Genomic DNA, 13175 nt, shown 5'->3' on the forward strand with positions numbered 1-13175 from the left:
AAAAAAACTACCATATGGTAGTTTTTTTTATGCTTAATTTTACAAACATGAAATGGTTAAATGCATTAAAAGACTATCAACTATACTTAAAGATAGAACGTGGATTATCTAAAAACTCTATAGATAATTATGCGCTTGATATAAAAAAACTTATAGGTTTTATTGATTCTAACAACATAAACAATTCTCCTATAAATATAACCTCTGAGATTATACAGCAATTTATTTATGATGCTGCAAAACAGGTAAACGCAAGATCTCAATCGAGATTAATATCTGGGTTACGAAGTTTTTTCAATTATTTAGTATTTGAAGACTATAGAAAAGACAACCCTTTAGAGCTTATCGAATCTCCTAAAATAGGCAGAAAACTTCCTGACACTTTATCAGAAGAAGAAATAGATCATATTATAAAAGCCATTGATTTAAGTAAACCACAAGGAGAACGCAATAGAGCTATGTTAGAAACGCTATATGGTTGTGGATTGCGAGTAAGCGAACTCATAAATCTAAAACTATCAGATTTGTTTTTTGATGAGGGTTTTATTAAGGTAACTGGTAAAGGAGACAAACAACGTTTTGTTCCTATTATTGACATTACACAGAAATACATTAATATATACAGAAATGAAATCCGCATCCATTTAAACATTCAATCGGGGCACGAAGACACGTTATTTTTAAACAGACGAGGAAAACAATTAACCCGAGCCATGATTTTTACTATTATAAAACAACTTACTGAAAAAATAGGGCTCAAAAAAAACATATCACCTCATACTTTTAGACACTCATTTGCAACACACTTATTACAAAATGATGCAGATTTACGCTCTATACAATTAATGTTAGGACATGAAAGCATTACTACCACCGAAATTTATGTTCATCTGGATAAAAGTCATTTAACTAAGGTTGTGGAAAAATACCATCCCAGAAAATAAAAAAAAATCCAGCTAATGCTGGATTTTTTTATTCTATTTATGAGATTGCTAACCTCTCTGAACTATTTTACTTAGCAATATTAACCGCTCTAGTTTCTCTAATAACAGTCACTTTAACCTGTCCTGGATAAGTCATATCTGTCTGTACTTTTTGAGAGATACTGAATGATAAATCCGCTGCTTTTTGATCATCTACCCTTTCACTTTCAACAATAACACGCAATTCTCTACCTGCTTGAATAGCATATGCCTTTTTAACACCGTTAAAACCGAAAGCAATATCTTCTAAATCTTTTAATCGTTGTATATAACTATCTAAAACCTGACGTCTTGCACCTGGTCTTGCTCCAGAAATAGCATCACAAACCTGAATAACCGGGGCTAATAAGGTTGTCATTTCTATTTCATCGTGATGCGCTCCAATAGCATTACAAACCTCAGCATTTTCACCATACTTCTCTGCCCATTGCATACCTAAAATAGCGTGTGGAGTTTCCATATCTGCTTCAGCATCTGGCACTTTTCCAATATCATGCAATAAACCTGCACGTTTAGCAATCTTAGGGTTTAATCCTAATTCTGCTGCCATAACACCACAAAGTTTCGCTACTTCACGCGAGTGTTGTAACAAGTTTTGCCCGTAAGACGAACGGTATTTCATTCTACCTACCATTTTAATAAGTTCAGGATTTAAATTATGAATTCCTAAATCTATAACTGTACGCTTACCAACTTCTATAATTTCTTGCTCAATTTGTTTTTGAGTTTTCTTAACAATCTCTTCGATACGAGCAGGATGAATTCTACCATCAGTAACCAATTTATGTAACGATAAACGCGCTACTTCTCTACGCACAGAATCAAAGCATGACAGGATAATCGCTTCTGGCGTATCGTCTACAATAATTTCAACACCTGTTGCAGCTTCAATAGCTCTAATATTTCGTCCTTCACGACCGATAATACGTCCCTTAACATCATCCGATTCAATATTAAAGACAGATACACAATTATCTACAGCTTCTTCCGTTCCAATGCGCTGTATTGTGTTTATGATGATTTTCTTAGCGTCTTGTTCAGCAGTTAATTTGGCTTCTTCTGCAGCACTTTGAACATAAGCCATGGCATCATTCTTTGCTTCACCTTTTAGTGATTCAACCAATTGCTCTTTAGCTTCTTCTGCAGAAAGACTAGATATAACTTCTAATTGTTGTACTTGCCTTTTATGCATCTTATCAACATCTTCTTGTTTGTTTTCAAGTACATCTAGTTTGTGATCGTAGTTTTTTATTTTACTTTCGAGACTTTCGTTGATTTTTTTAGTTCGAGATACTTCACTAGAAATTTGAGATTCTTTATCTCGGGTGCGCTTTTCGGCCTCAGCCATTTTTTTATCACGAGATAAAATCACTTTTTCATGCTCCGACTTAAGTTCAAGAAACTTTTCTTTAGCTTGAAGCATCTTATCTTTTTTAAGAGTCTCACCTTCAATTTTTGCTTCTTTAAGGATTAAAGTCGCATTTTTCTTTGCTTCTTTTACGAGCTTAGAAGCATTATTTTTTTCTAGTATTTTAGATATTACAAAGCCTATTATTAGCCCTAATACAACACCGCCTACTGCAAATATAATTGATTTATCCATCTTTAATTTAGTTGATTTATGTATATAAAAAAGCCTACACCAGTATAAAGTTTTGTATAAACTCCTTAAAAACAAGTTTAGGGCTAACAAGCTGATCAAGTGTCTGCTCGAGATACTGAAAATTAATTCAGCACTAGCAGCATGCTTTTACAACTTAAACTCACCCTTTTTAAAGAATTAACGTTGAGTTTATCAAAAAAAATAACCAATGTAGGCAGTAACTTTTATTTATTTTAAAGAACGTTAAGAGACTAAATGTGAATGTAACAATTCGTTTAAAGCATTTAGCTTTTCTTCTACATGCTCACTTACATTTGCTTTATCAATAGACTTCTGTTCAACTTGAGATGCAAATTGTAAAGCGCACATGGCCAATACATCTTGTTTATCTCGAACAGAATAACTTTGCTCAAACTGCTTGATCATTGCCTCAATGTTTTTAGCTGCTTTACGCAATCCTTCTTCTTGACTTGACTCAATTGTTAAAGGATATACCCGATTAGCTATAGACAGCTTTATTTTAAGCTTTTCTGACATTGAATTTAATTAACTTTAATCAGCGAGTTGAGCAATACAATGATCAATATCTCTGATTAATGCGTTTATTTTAAGCTTAGTTTCTCTTTTATTATCGTCACTACCAAGTATTGTATTTGCCATTTTAAGAGCTTCATACTTTTCTTCCCAATTTGCAATGTGCTTTTGTTGGGTTAAATTTTCTTGCTTTGAAGCCTCTAATTCTTCATTTAATTTCAAATTAGCAAGTTTTAAAAGCTCTAGTTTGTGTAATACTTTACTAATCTTGTTTTCTAATGAATCTACAATATCTTCAATATTACTCATTTACAAAATTCAATACTTATCTCACAAAGTTAACATACCTAGCTATTAATTACAATTGTTTTATCATAAAATTTTATTTTCTTTGGTTACCCCTCTTTCAAAACAAGATGGCTTGATTTTTGTTTTATTCTTTGTGTTTTCACATCAAATTAATAATTTAGCCACAATACATATTTATGCGATATATACTGTCCCTTTTTCTAGTTTTTTCCTGTTTTTTAGATGCTCAAAACAATTATCCTCAAGATTATTTTAGCGAGCCACTTGACATTCCCTTGGTGTTATCGGGTACTTTTGCTGAGTTACGCTCTAATCATTTTCACTCAGGTTTAGACATAAAAACCCAACAACGTACAGGTTTAAAAGTAAACGCTTCGGCGAGAGGTTTTGTAAGTAGAATAAAAGTATCGCATTACGGTTATGGGAAAGCACTGTATATTACTCACCCCAACGGATATACTACAGTTTACGCCCATCTCCAAAAATTTTCACCAAACATTGAAGCTTATGTAAAGAAGCATCAGTATCGAAAAGAAACTTATGAAATTGAGTTATTTCCTAAAGCGGAAGATTTGTCAATTCTTAAAGGCGCTCTTGTTGCTTACAGTGGAAATTCTGGTGGTTCTGGTGGCCCACATTTGCACTTTGAAATTAGAGATAAGCAAGAACGCCCTATAAATCCAATGCTTTTTGGGTTTGATATAAAAGACACGAGCACTCCTGTAATAAAATCTGTTTACGTCTATCCTTTAGATAAAAATTCAATTATAAATGCATCAAATGTAAAACAGAAACTAAGATTAACGCCTTTGAAAAACGGCGATTATACTGCTGAAAGTATTGAAGCCATAGGAAATATAGGTTTTGGCATTGGTACTTACGATAGACAAGACTTAGCAGCAAACTCAAACGGTGTTTATAACATACGAACAATTATTAATGGTAGTAGAAATTTTGAAATAGATTTTAAACGATTTTCGTTTGATGAAACAAAACACATTAATCAGCTCATTGATTACGAACACTTTTCTGCAAAAAAACAACGTATTCAAAAATTATTCAGAAAAAACAACCCCTTAAGTCTTTTTAAATCAACACTTAATGATGGTGTTATTAAAGTTGAAGATAGCACCTATTCAATCTACAAAATAAGAGTGGCTGATTATAAAAATAATGAATCTTGGGTTACTGTGCATATAAAAGGAGCAAAAAACAATACCGTAAAACTTAAGGAAGAAAAAGTTACGCCATATTTCATTAGAGCCAATCAAACTACGGATTTAAAAGAAGGTATTGTTTCTGTAGATTTTTACAAAGACACGTTTTATGACGATTTTTATTTAGATTTTGAAGTAAAAAATGACACACTCAAACTTCACAAAGATGTTAAGGCTGCTAAAAAGAATTTCACCATAACTTATGATATAAGCAAATATTCAAATGAAGACAAAAACAAACTCTACATTGCAAGATTAGTAGGTTATAAAAATTACGCGTCTTACACATACACTAAAAGGAAAGACCATTTATTAATAGCAAAGACAAAAAAATTAGGTACCTACGCACTTGCTATGGATAATTTAAAACCGACTATTTCTTCTGTAAACTTTAAGAGTAAGCAATGGCTAAGTAAGTACCGATTTTTAAAAGTTAAAATTGATGATGAAGACTCAGGAATATCAAATTATCGAGCTACCATAAATGGAAAATGGATTTTAATGGAGTACGATTACAAAACAAAAACACTTACTCACGATTTTAATGATAGCGTCATAACAGACACTAAAAACAATTTAAAGGTAATTGTTACCGATAATGTTGGAAATAATTCTACTTTTGAAACGTTATTTTACAGAAAATAAACTTTTTACACTTTTGAAGGCAAAACAACTACTAACCACTATAGTATTTTTTTCAGTATTAACGCTAAGTTTTGCTCAAAATGCTACTATAAAAGGGATTATTCTAGATGAAAATAATCAACCTATTGAAAAGGTAAACGTAAAAACTGATAATAACGGAACCGCGACCAATACTAACGGTTTTTATATCATTACAATCCCTGCCAACAAAGAAATTACTATAGAATTCACACACCTTTCTCATAAAAAGGTGGTGAGTACTTTTAATTTAAAGAATGGTGAGCAGTTTGAATTCAACCCAGTAATGAGTACTTCTATTGAACAAATAGCAACGGTTATTGTTAGTGGTGATAGACGAAAAGAAGTTGAAGGTATTTTAACCCTAAAATCAGAGGTTATTAGAAAAATACCCGGAGCTAATGCTGGTGTTGAAAATTTACTTTTAACCTTACCAGGAGTTAGCAATAATAATGAGTTAAGTACACAGTATTCTGTTCGTGGTGGAAATTATGATGAAAATTTAGTTTACGTAAATGGCATTGAAGTTTATCGTCCGTTTTTAGTGCGCTCTGGACAACAAGAAGGCTTAAGTTTTGTAAACACCAATTTGGTTCAAAATGTAGATTTTTCATCCGGTGGTTTTCAAGCTAAGTATGGCGATAAATTGTCTTCAGTTTTAGATATCACTTATAAAAACCCGTATCAATTTGAAGTTAATGCTGACCTAAGTTTACTGGGTGGAAGTCTTTCTGTTGAAAACCTAAGTAAAGACTCGAAATTTTCTAGTATCGTTGGGCTTCGTTATCGTGACAATAGTCTTCTAGTGAATGCTAAGGAAACTGAGACTAATTTTAAACCAACATTTGCGGATGCACAAGCATATTTCACCTATAAGTTTTCTAATAAATTTTATTTGAGTTTTTTAGGGAGTGCTTCTATAAACAAATACAATTTTGAGCCACAAACACGTCAAACTAATTTTGGAACATTAAGCGATCCTGTGGCCTTACTCGTGTTTTATGATGGGCAAGAAAAAGACAGGTACCAAACACTTTTCGGTGCATTTAAAGGTTCTTATTTTGTAAATGATGATTTAACGCTTCATTTAATTGCATCAACATATCACACCACAGAAGAAGAATACTTTGATATTTTAGCTCAGTATCGATTAGGTGAAGTTAATAGCAATATAGGAGATGAAAATTTAGGTGAAGTTGAATTTAGCCAAGGGATTGGCAGTCAACTTAACCATGGAAGAAATGATTTAGACGCACTTATCACCAACATCGAGCATAAAGGTGATTTTAAAGTTAATGACAATAGATTTGAATGGTCTGTAAAATATACAAATGAAGATATTAGAGACCGTTTGATTGAATGGGAAGTTATTGATTCAGCAGGTTTTTCAGTAAGACCTCCAAGAACATTTCCAAATGATCAACCTTATGAATCTTTCTCTGGTCCTTTAGAACCTTTTCAAAACGTTAGATCTACTAACAATACACAAATAAACAGATTACAAGCTTATGGTCAATGGAGCAAACGAAGCACATTAGGAACAAGCGATGTTTGGTATAATGCGGGAGTTCGTGCTCATAGTTGGTCTGTTAGTGGCGATGGTATTTCATCATCCAATCAAACTGTATTTAGTCCACGTGCGCAATTTGCTATAAAACCATATTGGGAAAAAGATATGCTTTTTAGACTTGCTGCAGGTATGTATTACCAACCTCCTTTTTACAGGGAACTCCGTGATGCTAATGGCGCAATTCAACCCAATGTAAAAGCTCAAAAATCATTTCACCTAGTTTTAGGAAACGATTATAGTTTCAAAATGTGGGACAGACCTTTTAAGTTAACATCAGAAGTATATTATAAAAACTTATCAGATGTTAATCCGTACACGCTTGAAAATGTTCGTATTCGTTATAGAGCTAATAATAGCTCTAAAGCTTATGCTTATGGCTTGGATATGCGATTAAATGGTGAATTTGTTCCGGGGACAGAATCTTGGTTTAGTTTTGGATATTTAAAAACCGAAGAAAACATTAATAACCGAGGCTATATTTCTCGTCCTACAGACCAACGTTTAAAGTTCGCAGCGTTGTTTCAAGACTATGTGCCAAATATGCCAAATTTAAAAATGTACTTAAACTTGGTTTTTAATACAGGTTTACCTGGAGGATCTCCCAGTTACGCTGACCCTTATGAATTTCAGAACAGGCTCCCGTCATACAAACGTGCCGATTTAGGTTTACAATATGTTTTAGTGGATTCAGAAAAAACGTTTAATACCGGTTGGAAAAAACCTTTTAAAGCCCTTTCGTTCGGTTTCGAAATATTCAATATTTTTGACGTTCAAAACTCCATTACAAATACTTGGGTAAGAGATGTTAGCAGTAAAAGACAAATTGCTATTCCTAATTATTTAACACCTCGTGTTTTTAATGTTAGAACGACAATGAAGTTTTAAATTACTCAATAAATTCTTTTAAAACACCAATAACATAATCAATTTCTTCCTTTGTGTTATATATACTGAAAGAAAACCTAATCGATGGTTTTTGTAAATCATCATCATTTAAAATTTCGGTTAACACATGCGAATTTTGAGAGCTACCACTTTGGCATGCACTCCCTTTAGAACAAGCTATACCCTTTAAATCTAATTGAAACAATAACATTGCTGACTTTTCTAGAGCTATTGGCAAGCGAATATTAACAAGTGTATATGTACTCTTAACTAGACTATAAGAGCCACCATTAAACTTTACTTCTGGAATAGCTTTTTTTATTCCATCAATAAAATATTGCTTCAATTCTTTGACGTAACCGGTCTCTTTATCTAAATTATCATAAGCGTTTTTTAAAGCAACCTCCATACCTACAATGTTATGAATACTTTCTGTTCCTGCACGCAAACCTCGCTCCTGCTCACCTCCTGTAATTAATGGTCTTAATCCAGAGTTCTTTCTAACAAAAGCGAAACCTACCCCTTTTGGTCCATAAAATTTATGGGCAGATGCTGCTAAAAAATCTACCGGAATATCCTGTAAATCCATTTTGTAATGTCCAACAGACTGAACGGCATCACTATGAAAAAGCGCATTGTTTAACTTACATAAATCTGCAACTCGTTTAATATCCAGAATATTCCCTATTTCATTATTTACATGCATCAAGCTTACAAGAGTTTTGGCTTTTATTTGAAGTAAATTTTCTAAATGCTTAAAATCTATGTTACCGAATTCATCTAATTTTACATAGCTTACTTTGATATTGAAATCACGCTGTAACTTTTCAACAGTATGCAAAACAGCATGGTGCTCTATTTTAGAAATAATAATATGAGTTACATCTAAATCTTTAACCGCACTATTCAATACCAAATTATCAGCCTCGGTACCTCCAGAAGTAAAGATGATTTCACTTGCAGACACGTTTAAATAACTGGCAATAGTTTTTCTAGATTTTTCTAACAAGACCTTTGAAGACCGTCCAAAACTATGTGAAGATGAAGGATTACCGAAGTTGTTTTTCATGATTTCGGAAATAACATCAATAACTTCTGCGCTAATAGGCGTAGTAGCTGCATTATCAAAATATACTGAGTTCATAATGTTTATTCTTTTTGTGGATAAAAGCCAATCAATAATTTAAAAGCCACCAAGCTTCAAAAATACTCGAAATAAAATTATTATCAATAAGCTACGTTATAATTATCAATTCCATTATTTTTGCTTAAAACCCAAATTACAATGCGTCAATTATTTTTTGTTTTTTTAGCATTAAGCTGCCTGTCTTTAAATTCTTGTGATGATGGTGATATTATTGATTTTAAATTAGATTTTGAAAACACTTTTGATGTTTGTGGCGATACCTATTTAGTTTTTTACAAAACTAAAAACGACCCCTCTGAATCATTATCCTTAATTTTAAATAACGTTACGTTAGATGATATACTTAATGTTGATGATTTAGGCATTTTTGAAAACACATATACTTTAAGTACTTCAAACCCTTTTAATTACCGTACATACAGCAACACTACTTTACCTAGTGATTTATTTTGTAACGCTATACCAAACTCCGAAGTTAATATCACAAAAGATGATATCAGCACCAGCGGTACTGCATATTTAAAAACGATTTTAACTGAAGATGATAATGATGATGTTCCTGCTAGTATAGAAGATAGAAATGGTAATGGTGACTTGGATGACGATGATACAGACAATGATGGGTTACCTAATTATATTGATGCTGACGATGATGGTGATAATATTTTAACTAAAGATGAAAACCCAGATCCAAATGGTGATGGTGATTTAAGTGACGCACAAGACACTGATGCTGATGGTACTCCAGATTATTTAGATACTGATGATGATGGAGACGGTATTGACACAAGGGATGAAGAAAATGACAGTCAAGACCAAAATCCAGCAAATGATATTACAGTTAGCGAGTTCGGACCAGATTATTTGAATAAAGATGTTGCTAATTTAGAAACTCCAGTTGCTACATCCTATAGGCAGCATAGTATAACTCAAAATTATGTGGTTACACTTACAATTTCTGATTTTGATTTAGAATTAATTTCTATTGATGTTTTTGATTTTGGTGTTTTAGAAGATAGTTCAACATCCGAAACAAGAACAATAACACCAGATTTCCCTTAATTTTAAGAAACACTTTGGTAAATATAAACCTCGGTAGCTCCTAAACCATATTTTTGATAATTAGCGTCGTAGAACTTTACATTATCATAGCGCCCAAATAAATATTCTAGCTCCATTTTTAAAACGCCTTCTCCTACACCGTGTATAAACACTATTTTTTGAATACGCTTGTTAATGGCAAAATCTAATTTTCGCTTAGCAGTATCTAATTGGAGTGTAAGCATATCATGATTTGACATCCCTTTTGAATAATTCACCAATTGATTGATATGCAAATCTACTTCCATGGTAGGTTCATATCTATCTTTGGCTCTCTTTTTAGTTTGTTGCTTTCTTTTAGGAGCTTCCTTTTCTGAAACAACAGCACTTATATCAGAATGTAAAAACAGTTCAGAATTTAAATCCTGCTTTTTTTGTTTCTTAACCAACTCGTCGCTTTTAAAATCAATTAAAAACCCATCTTCAGTTTCAATTGAAATCGTATCGTCAGTTATTTGTTTTATAACGCCAGACAAATCTTCATCTAATACCAATACATGATCCCCCAATTTATAATTCATAGCTATTCCTGTTCAGGGTTATTGAAATCGTCATTGTTTCTAATTGCTATCGTTTTCGATACTCTATAAATACCTATCATTAATAAAACGATACCTCCTATTAAGATATATTGGTTTTGGTCAGCACCCACTTTAGCATACATAGCGACAAAAGCTCCAACAATAATTAGAATATAATTTAAATATTTCATGTGAATTCTACTTAATGTTTTTTATTCGTTACATATAGCATCCATGTAATCATTACCTTTGGTTTTGAACTTTTAGCTATGAATGTTTCATATTAAAAAGTAACACTAATTAAGCAAGCAAATTACGCTAAAAATTAGATTTTATAGTCCTAAATATTTATTAATATGCTCGAAAAAATATCGATAAAAACCATTTAATATCGACAAAATACGCTGTTTGCTACAATTTTTAATATCTTTGCGCATTAATTCCCAAAATTGCATGCATCACAAATTAATCGTTTTAGCTCTGTTTCTGTGTAACCTAAGTTTTTCTCAACTTTCGGTTCGTAATAGTGCCTACGTTTTTGTAAACGATGAAATCGTATTTATTGAAGATGACATCAATCTAAATGAAGCCAATAGTAGAATCTATTTAAGAGATGAAGCTCAAATCATTCAAGGTTCAGGAACTAAAGGGAACTCTGGTCTTGGAGAATTAAGTGTTTACCAAGAAGCTAATATTGGTGAACATGAATATAATTACTGGTGCTCGCCTATTTATTGGAAGCAAAACGAACAACTCTATAAACAATCCCTTTGGTATTTCGTTTTTAAATGATGCTAAGGGTTTAATTAATTCAACACCAGCCACATTTGCCAGCACATCCTCATATAATGGAACTTCAAGTCCTTTAAATATCGAACCATATTGGGTTTGGAAATTTATTGCTTCTGATAACTATGCTGATTGGGTTCATGTTCAAGGTAATACAAACGTCAATCCTGGAGAAGGTTTCACAATGAAAGGAACCATAGGATCTGGAGATGCACAGCGGTATGATTTTAGGGGAAAGCCAAATAACGGTACAATCTCAGTTAGTGTTTTGAATAATCAATTTACATTAACAGGAAACCCCTACCCATCTGCATTGGATGCGCGCGCATATATTTGGGATACTAATAACCGAACTACGATAACTGGTACGCTACATTATTGGGAACAAGATCCTAGCACAAATTCACACTATTTAAATGAATATAATGGCGGTTATGCAACTTACACTATAAATGCCTCAGGAACTGTTGAAACATTTATTTCTGCTGTTTTTAATACTTACAACGGGGATGGGTCAATTAATATTAGTAATACCGGCGCTAGAAGTAAAACCGCTAGACGATATATACCAATAGGTCAAGGTTTTATGGTAGAAGGCATTGCAAATGGCGTGGTTATAGCAAAAAATGCTCACCGTTCTTACACCAAAGAAACGGCAGCCGACAGCGAATTTTTTAAATCTTCCAATAAAAAGAATAAAACAACAGAAACAAATAATAGATTTTCAGTAGTTCCTGAAGATTATAAACGTTTTAGGTTGAATGTTGATTTCAACAATGTTTATACAAGACAATTGGTTGAAACCTTTCATCCTACTGCTTCTTTAGATTTTGATTATGGTTTAGAGTCAAAAATAAGTGAGGGTAATATATTAACTTCTGATGCGTATTTAAGTAATAACAAAAACAGGTATTTGGCCGAAGTACTTCCTTTTGATAAAACACTAAAAATTCCTTTAACCATTAATCTGGTTACAGATATGCGTCTAAAGGTTAGAATAGCAGATATTCAAAATTTTAATGAAAACCAACCTATTTATATTCACGATTTAGAAACTGACATTTTTATTAATTTAAAAAATCAAGATTTTGAAATTAATCTGGAAAGCGGTCTATACTCGAATCGGTTTGAAATTACTTTTAATAATAGTGTTTTAAGTAATTCTGAAGAAACAATAAGTAGTCTTAAGATATTTCAGAATAATCGTATATCTCAACTCAAGTTAGTAAACAAAAACAGTCTTGAAATTGAATCATTTAGTTTATTTGATGTTTCAGGAAAACAAGTAATGAATGGACGTATTTCTTCATCGAAAAGAAAATATACCTTTTCTACTAAATCATTAAGTTCGGGTATATATATTGTGAAAATTGAATTGCTAGACCGTACTGTTTTTAGTAAAAAAATTGTGGTTAGTAACAAAAATTAATAATTCTTCTATTTACTTCCTAAGTAGCTTTTAGTATTTTAGCTTATTACAATTTGGCTTATTCTAATATGGAAGATTATATGTTACCTTGTTTAAACAAAAGACTCTTTGGAGTTGAATGCATGGGTTGTGGCTTACAGCGTGCCTTAGCTCTAATTTTTCAGGGTGAATTTACAGCTGCTTTTAATATGTATCCGGCCGTTTATAGCTTAATTGCTCTTTTTTTATATGTTGGCTTGAATATTTTATTTAAATTTAAAAATTCAAATAAGATAATTGGAGTACTTGCCATACTTACAGTATCTACAATTATTATAAGTTATATTATTAAACTAATCAATTAAAATTAACACATGGAACAACAAAAATTACCAAACGCCACAATTAGTATTGTTTTAGGTATAATATCTTTTATCGGATGCTG

General features: G+C 32.2%; 13 protein-coding genes and 1 other RNA gene. 7 read left to right on the top strand and 7 right to left on the bottom strand.

Translation table 11 applies throughout. The annotated features are described in order from the left end of the window. Positions 1–47 precede the first annotated feature (47 nt). The gene (gene xerD / locus QZ260_RS12805; RefSeq protein ID WP_295986916.1) at positions 48–944 is read left to right on the top strand and encodes a site-specific tyrosine recombinase XerD; all 897 of its coding nucleotides are present in this window, start codon (positions 48–50) and stop codon (positions 942–944) included. 67 nt (positions 945–1011) lie between these two features. Here xerD and rny read toward each other — a convergent pair whose 3' ends face one another. The 4 genes from rny to QZ260_RS12825 all read right to left on the bottom strand — a co-directional run bounded on the left by rny (position 1012) and on the right by QZ260_RS12825 (position 3429). Then, positions 1012–2586 carry a ribonuclease Y gene (gene rny, locus QZ260_RS12810; RefSeq protein ID WP_295986894.1) on the bottom strand — a complete coding sequence of 525 codons (1575 nt, stop codon included), beginning with the start codon at positions 2584–2586 and terminating at the stop codon, positions 1012–1014. A 58-nt stretch (positions 2587–2644) separates the two neighbouring features. Then, positions 2645–2775, bottom strand: a non-coding RNA gene (gene ssrS / locus QZ260_RS12815) — 6S RNA. A 54-nt stretch (positions 2776–2829) separates the two neighbouring features. Continuing rightward, complete coding sequence (locus tag QZ260_RS12820) at positions 2830–3123, bottom strand: cell division protein ZapA (protein ID WP_295986895.1); 294 nt, start codon at positions 3121–3123, stop codon at positions 2830–2832. A 15-nt stretch (positions 3124–3138) separates the two neighbouring features. Then, the gene (locus tag QZ260_RS12825) at positions 3139–3429 is read right to left on the bottom strand and encodes a hypothetical protein (RefSeq protein WP_295986897.1); all 291 of its coding nucleotides are present in this window, start codon (positions 3427–3429) and stop codon (positions 3139–3141) included. Positions 3430–3605: 176 nt separating this feature from the next. Here QZ260_RS12825 and QZ260_RS12830 point away from each other — a divergent pair, with 176 nt between their 5' ends. After that, on the top strand, positions 3606–5291 hold the full coding sequence (locus tag QZ260_RS12830) for a M23 family metallopeptidase (protein WP_295986899.1): 1686 nt from the start codon (positions 3606–3608) through the stop codon (positions 5289–5291). Next, entirely contained in the window at positions 5245–7764 is a 2520-nt protein-coding gene (locus QZ260_RS12835; RefSeq protein ID WP_295986901.1) for a carboxypeptidase-like regulatory domain-containing protein, read from the top strand. The genes QZ260_RS12830 and QZ260_RS12835 overlap by 47 nt, the downstream gene beginning before the upstream one ends. A 1-nt stretch (position 7765) precedes the next feature. On the opposite strand, the gene QZ260_RS12840 is transcribed toward QZ260_RS12835, so the two are convergent. Continuing rightward, a complete protein-coding gene (locus QZ260_RS12840; protein ID WP_295986904.1) occupies positions 7766–8908 on the bottom strand; it encodes a cysteine desulfurase family protein in 1143 nt (380 codons plus the stop codon). Positions 8909–9049: 141 nt separating this feature from the next. Between QZ260_RS12840 and QZ260_RS12845 the strand changes: the two genes are divergently transcribed. Next, positions 9050–9973: a hypothetical protein gene (locus QZ260_RS12845; RefSeq protein ID WP_295986906.1), complete on the top strand. Its 924-nt coding sequence runs from the start codon at positions 9050–9052 to the stop codon at positions 9971–9973. 2 nt (positions 9974–9975) lie between these two features. On the opposite strand, the gene QZ260_RS12850 is transcribed toward QZ260_RS12845, so the two are convergent. Further along, positions 9976–10533, bottom strand: coding sequence for a Smr/MutS family protein (locus QZ260_RS12850; protein ID WP_295986908.1), 558 nt, complete (start codon positions 10531–10533; stop codon positions 9976–9978). A gap of 2 nt (positions 10534–10535) precedes the next feature. Then, positions 10536–10724, bottom strand: a complete 189-nt coding sequence (locus QZ260_RS12855; protein ID WP_295986910.1) for a hypothetical protein — start codon at positions 10722–10724, stop codon at positions 10536–10538. Between the two features lie 262 nt (positions 10725–10986). Between QZ260_RS12855 and QZ260_RS12860 the strand changes: the two genes are divergently transcribed. The 3 genes from QZ260_RS12860 (at position 10987) to QZ260_RS12870 (ending at position 13095) form a co-directional block, all read left to right on the top strand. After that, positions 10987–11325: a hypothetical protein gene (locus tag QZ260_RS12860; protein ID WP_295986912.1), complete on the top strand. Its 339-nt coding sequence runs from the start codon at positions 10987–10989 to the stop codon at positions 11323–11325. Further along, a complete protein-coding gene (locus tag QZ260_RS12865; protein WP_295986913.1) occupies positions 11237–12751 on the top strand; it encodes a T9SS type A sorting domain-containing protein in 1515 nt (504 codons plus the stop codon). The genes QZ260_RS12860 and QZ260_RS12865 overlap by 89 nt, the downstream gene beginning before the upstream one ends. Positions 12752–12831: 80 nt before the next feature. Beyond that, positions 12832–13095: a DUF2752 domain-containing protein gene (locus tag QZ260_RS12870; RefSeq protein WP_365969688.1), complete on the top strand. Its 264-nt coding sequence runs from the start codon at positions 12832–12834 to the stop codon at positions 13093–13095. Positions 13096–13175: the final 80 nt, after the last annotated feature.

The sequence above is a fragment of the uncultured Algibacter sp. genome (genome assembly GCF_905480415.1).
Lineage (GTDB): Bacteria > Bacteroidota > Bacteroidia > Flavobacteriales > Flavobacteriaceae > Algibacter_B.

Bases quoted from the DNA above. Each gene is read 5' to 3' on its own strand.
- QZ260_RS12835 (WP_295986901.1), top strand. From the start codon at position 5,245: ATGTTGGAAATAATTCTACTTTTGAAACGTTATTTTACAGAAAATAAA.
- QZ260_RS12855 (WP_295986910.1), bottom strand. From the start codon at position 10,724: ATGAAATATTTAAATTATATTCTAATTATTGTTGGAGCTTTTGTCGCT.
- xerD (WP_295986916.1), top strand. From the start codon at position 48: ATGAAATGGTTAAATGCATTAAAAGACTATCAACTATACTTAAAGATA.
- QZ260_RS12865 (WP_295986913.1), top strand. From the start codon at position 11,237: ATGAATATAATTACTGGTGCTCGCCTATTTATTGGAAGCAAAACGAAC.
- QZ260_RS12860 (WP_295986912.1), top strand. From the start codon at position 10,987: ATGCATCACAAATTAATCGTTTTAGCTCTGTTTCTGTGTAACCTAAGT.
- QZ260_RS12845 (WP_295986906.1), top strand. From the start codon at position 9,050: ATGCGTCAATTATTTTTTGTTTTTTTAGCATTAAGCTGCCTGTCTTTA.
- QZ260_RS12850 (WP_295986908.1), bottom strand. From the start codon at position 10,533: ATGAATTATAAATTGGGGGATCATGTATTGGTATTAGATGAAGATTTG.
- rny (WP_295986894.1), bottom strand. From the start codon at position 2,586: ATGGATAAATCAATTATATTTGCAGTAGGCGGTGTTGTATTAGGGCTA.
- QZ260_RS12820 (WP_295986895.1), bottom strand. From the start codon at position 3,123: ATGTCAGAAAAGCTTAAAATAAAGCTGTCTATAGCTAATCGGGTATAT.
- QZ260_RS12825 (WP_295986897.1), bottom strand. From the start codon at position 3,429: ATGAGTAATATTGAAGATATTGTAGATTCATTAGAAAACAAGATTAGT.
- QZ260_RS12840 (WP_295986904.1), bottom strand. From the start codon at position 8,908: ATGAACTCAGTATATTTTGATAATGCAGCTACTACGCCTATTAGCGCA.
- QZ260_RS12830 (WP_295986899.1), top strand. From the start codon at position 3,606: ATGCGATATATACTGTCCCTTTTTCTAGTTTTTTCCTGTTTTTTAGAT.
- QZ260_RS12870 (WP_365969688.1), top strand. From the start codon at position 12,832: ATGTTACCTTGTTTAAACAAAAGACTCTTTGGAGTTGAATGCATGGGT.